General features: G+C 43.7%; 4 protein-coding genes. All 4 read left to right on the top strand.

The window, feature by feature from the left end:
- Window positions 1–62: 62 nt before the first annotated feature.
- Complete coding sequence (locus HFD99_RS19845) at window positions 63–857, top strand: Nif3-like dinuclear metal center hexameric protein (RefSeq protein ID WP_025363951.1); 795 nt, start codon at window positions 63–65, stop codon at window positions 855–857.
- Between the two features lie 81 nt (window positions 858–938).
- On the top strand, window positions 939–3,281 hold the full coding sequence (locus tag HFD99_RS19850) for a glycoside hydrolase family 2 TIM barrel-domain containing protein (protein WP_025363952.1): 2,343 nt from the start codon (window positions 939–941) through the stop codon (window positions 3,279–3,281).
- A gap of 156 nt (window positions 3,282–3,437) precedes the next feature.
- A complete protein-coding gene (locus HFD99_RS19855) occupies window positions 3,438–4,103 on the top strand; it encodes an ArsR/SmtB family transcription factor (RefSeq protein ID WP_016819577.1) in 666 nt (221 codons plus the stop codon).
- Window positions 4,104–4,224: 121 nt separating this feature from the next.
- Window positions 4,225–5,508, top strand: coding sequence for an MFS transporter (locus HFD99_RS19860; RefSeq protein WP_025363953.1), 1,284 nt, complete (start codon window positions 4,225–4,227; stop codon window positions 5,506–5,508).
- Window positions 5,509–6,028 lie beyond the last annotated feature (520 nt).

Genomic DNA, 6,028 nt, shown 5'->3' on the forward strand with positions numbered 1-6,028 from the left:
GACCCCAATATAGAATAAAATGGTACAATTGATACATATTTTTCATGGGGAGGGATACGTGTATGACCATGACTATGGGGCAGATGGTGAATCATCTGACAAAGGGAATAGACATACCCAATACGACCGTAGATCTGCTTAACCCAGAGCTCAGGGATATTGAGATTCAAGGAATTGTAACCGCTTTCTGTGCATCGCAATATGTGATAGAACAAGCTATTTCGCTTGGCGCGAATTTTATTATTACGCATGAAGGTATGTATTATAGCCATCACGGTATCCAGGAATGTTTACTACATGATCCTGTCTATTTGCACAAATCTCGCCTGGTCGCCGACTCAGGCGTAGGGATTTATCGTTTTCATGACACCATACACCGTTATCAGCCGGATGGAGTGATGGTTGGACTTCTTCAGGCGCTTGACTGGCACGCCTACGTTGTGAAGCAGCAGCCTTCTTCCGCCATTTTGGCTATTCCGGCAATGGAAGTTAAGGATATCGCTGAATATATGAAAGCCAAACTTCATATTCGTTATGTACGAGTTGCTGGCGAGGCATCCATGCCATGTGAACGAGTGGGAATCTTAGTCGGATATAGGGGGAGTGGTGAACTAACCATCCCATTATTTTCACATGAACATGTAGACCTGATTATTGCTGGTGAAGGGCCTGAATGGGAAACACCAGAATATGTGAAAGACGCTGTTTATCAAGGGCAAAATAAAGCACTTATCATGCTGGGACATGCTGAAAGTGAAGCACCTGGTATGAAGTATCTTGCTGAAACACTTTCCGTCCAATTTCCAACGCTCCCCGTCTACTTTGTTGAGGATCGCCCTGTGTTTGAAATATTGTAAGAGAGAACATACCTATGCTGATGATCATCCCGCACTGTTGTTTATATCCGTTCATCTACTTTATGAAATGGAGGCAAGATAATGGGAAGCAGAGTGATTATGCCGTTCAGAACGGACTGGAAATTTATAGAAGGCAATTACACAGGCGCTGAGAAGACAGACTATAACGATGGGCATTGGCAGGACCTTCATATCCCTCATGATTGGAGTATTGAAAAATCCTTTGATCCACATATGCTGTATGGCGGCAATCAAGCTTATTTGCCCAGGTGGTCTGTTGGGTGGTACAGAAAGCATTTTAATGTGAAGCCCTCCTCTCCAAAACAGCGCGTATACATACAATTCGATGGCATTCACAGTAATAGTGAGGTTTGGCTCAATGGGCATTTTGTGGGCAAGCGGCCCTATGGGTATGTTAGCTTTCAATATGATTTGACTCCATATATTCGGTGGGACGAGGATAACATAATTGCCGTCAAAGTGGACAATACGCTTCTTCCGCCTGACAGATGGTATTCGGGGGCCGGTATTTATCGTAATGTGTGGCTGATTTATACGGATTATCTTCACGTAACCGAATGGGGAACTACTATTACCACACCTGAAATTTCGCCAGATGAAGCCAAGGTGAGTGCCAGAATCAAGATCAGCAATCACCATGAGCATACCGTAGAGTGTACGATTAAGACTGAAATACTGGATTCACAGGGACAACTAAAAGGAAAAATTGAAAACCGAGTAGCTCTTGCGGGCTTTGAAACAGAGGAAATTGAGCAGAAAACGAGAGTTATAGAACCAGAATTATGGTCACCGGACAACCCGGTGCTCTATGAAGCCCAAACGACGATCTATTGCGACAATACTGAGGTGGATCGTTATCGTATCCCTTTTGGCATAAGAGAAGTGATCCTCGATTCTCAAAAAGGATTATTGCTAAATGGAAGCAGCTTGAAGCTGAAGGGAGTGTGCATTCACCATGACTTAGGCTGCCTAGGGGCTGCTTACCATGATACAGCCATGAAGAGAAGGCTGGAGAAGCTGAAGGAAATGGGCTGCAACTCAATCCGTTTTGCGCATAATCCTATGGCGCCCGAATTATTAGACTTATGTGACCATATGGGTTTCTTGGTGGTGGATGAGGCTTTTGACAAATGGAAATCTCTTTCCTATGAGCATGTATATGATGAATGGTGGGCAAAGGATCTGGAGGCCATGCTTGTTAGAGACAGAAATCATCCTAGTGTTTTTATGTGGAGCGTTGGTAATGAAGTGGAGAACCAAGGTCAACCGTCCATGCTAAACATGTTGGAGCAGCTCGTTGCCTTTTGCCATGAAAAAGATCCAACCCGGCCTGTTACCTGCGCGCTTGAGCCGCATAATACACCGATCAGCTTGCGTGATGGTTCGATTGAGGCCAAGGTGGAGCATACCAAGCTACTGGCCCAACGAGTGGATGTACTGGGGCTGAACTATCAAGAACAGTGGTACGAGCACTATAGAGCGGCCATGCCGGATACGCTTATCCTTGGAACAGAGACGTTCCCATATTATCGGGGTAAAGATAACCGGGTTAAAGGTTATTTGCCCCTGAATCCCTGGTTTGATGTCGCTAATCATGATTATGTGATTGGTCAATTTGTTTGGAGTGGAATCGACTATTTGGGAGAAACAGGCTACCCCTCCAAAGGGTGGTCCTCCGGCCTGATTGACACGTGTGGGTTTCGCAAACCTGTATCTTATCTCCAGCAAAGTCTTTGGTCTGATCAGCCAGTTGTGCACATAGCCGTATTTAATGAGTATATGAAATCGGAGTATAATCCGACATGGACAATGCACTGGAAATCGCCAGCTATGGAAGATCATTGGACATTTCCTGAATACGCAGGAAAACTGATACGGTTGGTTACCTTTACCAACTGCGAGAGCGTAGAATTGATCGTGAACGAGGAATCATACGGTGAGAGAAAGTTGGCTGATTACCCTAATCATTTAATCCTATGGGAATTACCCTATACACCAGGCAAAATTCGGGCTACAGGCCGCAATGGGAATCAGCAGGTTTGTGAACATGAACTGACTACCGCCGGGCTTCCTTATGCTCTAAAAATGGAGGCTGATCGGGCGACTCTATCTGCTGATGGGCATGAGATATCTCATGTGGAAGTAACCGTTATCGATCAACACGGGATCGTTGTACCTAACCGGGATGTTGATTTGAGCTTTGAGCTGCATGGTGATGGCCGTATCCTTGGTATAGACAATGGGGATCTCACCAGTGATGAACCTTTCAAGGGAAAAGGAAGACGAACACACAGAGGAAGGTGTCTTGTAATAGTACAATCCGGGGATGTAGCTGGTGAACTGTTGCTACAAGCCTCAGCAGATGGGGAATTACAGGGAGAAATCAGCTTGAAAGTGGAATAAAGGAGAAAATGAATTTTTGCCAGCTCTTGCAGCTGGCTTTTTTTGCGTGAAAACTGAATATATTTCAGAATTGACATAAAAAAAAGGAAGATTTATAATTTCGTTATTAATATTAAAGGAATCAATTGAATAGTATAGTGAATGGGGTGTTTAATAGTGAACGAACGAGATTTCAAAGATGGGCTTTTCACCGAATACGCACGGATCGGAAAATGCTTGTCCAGCCCGAAAAGGTTGGAAATTCTTGATATTCTCATACAAGGACCCAAATCAGTTGAAGTTCTATCTAAAATGACTTCGATGTCCGTTGCCAATGTTTCTCAGCATCTACAAACTCTATATCAGGCTAAGTTGGTTCAATCCAAAAAGCAAGGAAACTTTGTCTATTATGAACTTTCTGACTCATCTGTTTTGCACTTTTTAAATTCATTGTATGACCTGTCTGAAAAGCAGTTAATTGAAGTTCAACACATTAAGGAGCAATTTTTGGGTCAATTCTCAGATGTTGAAGGAGTCACAATGGAAGAATTGGCAATGCGGATGGAAAAAGGGGAGGTCACACTTCTTGATGTACGGCCGCGAGATGAATATGAAACTGCTCATATACCGGGAGCTGTTTCCGTTCCAATTGAAGAATTAGCGGAGCAGTTATCTCTGTTGCCAGCCGACTCGAAGATTGTGGCTTATTGCAGAGGCCCGTATTGCTTAATGGCGGTTAGGGCTATTGAATTGTTGCAAGCTCATGGCTTCAAAGCTAGACACTTGGATAAGAGTGTTCACGATTGGAACGACTTTATTCTTAACGAAGTGACAGGATCATGAAGCTTGGAATGTTTTTCGTTCTGCAAATGTAGCTTGTCGAGTGGGCCGATAAGACCGTCGCTTTTTGATGAAAAAAATAGATAACTGTTCTGTAGGGAATCAGGGGAGGATGTTAGCCTTAATGAATTTGACGAATGCTTCGCAGAAGAAGCAAGCGCTTATCAATTCCTATGTGGAATCTTCAGATAAGCAAAGAAAACTGTATCGTCGTACGCTTATCACCGTTATTTTCTCTCAAATTTTTGGAGGCGCTGGACTGGCTGCCGGAGTAACCGTTGGTGCGTTGTTGGCGCAAGATATGCTGGGCACGGATAAGTTCACAGGGATTCCTACAGCATTATTTACACTTGGATCAGCGGTTGCAGCACTCCTCGTCGGTCGGTTTTCCCAAAGATTCGGCCGACGAATGGGATTGGGACTTGGTTTTATCGCAGGGGGAGTTGGGGCGGTTGGTGTCGTTGTTGCAGCTCTTATGAACAGTATTACCTTGCTTTTAATCTCCCTTCTTGTTTATGGATCGGGAACGGCTACAAACTTGCAGGCTCGTTATGCCGGTACAGACCTCGCAAATTCAAAGCAGAGAGCAACAGCTGCGAGTATGGCTATGGTCTTTACAACGATCGGAGCGGTAGCCGGTCCCAACTTAGTTAACGTTACGGGAGATTTTGCGTTATCCATTGGAGTTCCCAGTTTAGCGGGACCTTTTCTTTTAGCGGCTGTAGCCTATACATTAGCAGGCATAATATTATTGCTCCTTCTTCATCCAGATCCTTTATTGGTAGCCAAAGCGGTTGCGAATCAGACAGCACCAGGAAGCCAGTCGAATTCTGATCTTGAGGCTACTCGTGACGGCAGAAAAGGAATTACTCTTGGCGCTTTAATCATGATAATAACTCAAATTGTCATGGTTGCGATTATGACGATGACTCCCGTACATATGAAGCACCATGGACATGGACTCGGTGAAGTAGGATTAGTCATCGGTTTTCATATTGGTGCTATGTATCTTCCGTCCCTGGTTACGGGTATTCTTGTCGATAAGATTGGTCGTATAGCGATGGCGATGGCTTCAGCTGTAACGCTACTTCTTGCTGGCGTAGTAGCTGCACTGGCTCCCACTGATTCAATGGTTATGCTTATTGTGGCGCTTTCTCTTTTAGGGATAGGGTGGAATTTTGGACTGATTAGCGGAACCGCTTTGATTGTAGATTCGACAACAACATCTAATCAAGCTAAGGTACAGGGATCGGTGGACGTACTTATTGCTTTGGCTGGAGCTTCGGGAGGAGCACTGTCCGGGATGATTGTAGCAAATTCAAGCTATTCCATACTTTCTTATGCGGGAGGAATTCTGGCACTGGCATTACTTCCTATCATGTTATGGATGCGTCCAAAGAGAGCATAGACTAGAAAAAAACGACCATTTGGTCGTTTTTTTGTGTTTACCTAACTGTCAGGGGGAAGGAGCTTGCATGAAAATCGAATAGAGAAAGTCCTCATTTCATAATTTGCACAGGCTTCTATCTTAAAATTACACAGTTTAATTGCCCTTCCTACTATTAATATATTTTTGTAGGAACGGTGAGGCGCTACTAGGAACAAGTGGTGCACAAGCTAGAGCAGGCAAAAGCATCTACCAAAACTAGATCGGGTCTGGCGATCTATCTAGATGCCCAAATACACCATAGCTATACACCGAAATGCTAACGTTGCATAATTTACCTGTGGTAATCAGTAAAGCAAAATGGTATATTGATTGAGCTGACAATAAAACAGCCGTTTCAAAAAAGAATAATTAGGGTGAAATAATTTTAATAAAAAAGAATAAAATAACCCTTGCATTTTTGAAATGAACATGATATGATCTTATAGCTGCTGAAAAACGCAGTGAAAAAGAATTTGATCTTTGAAAACTGAACAACGAG

Source organism: Paenibacillus sp. EKM301P, from assembly GCF_011800295.1.
GTDB lineage: Bacteria > Bacillota > Bacilli > Paenibacillales > Paenibacillaceae > Paenibacillus > Paenibacillus polymyxa.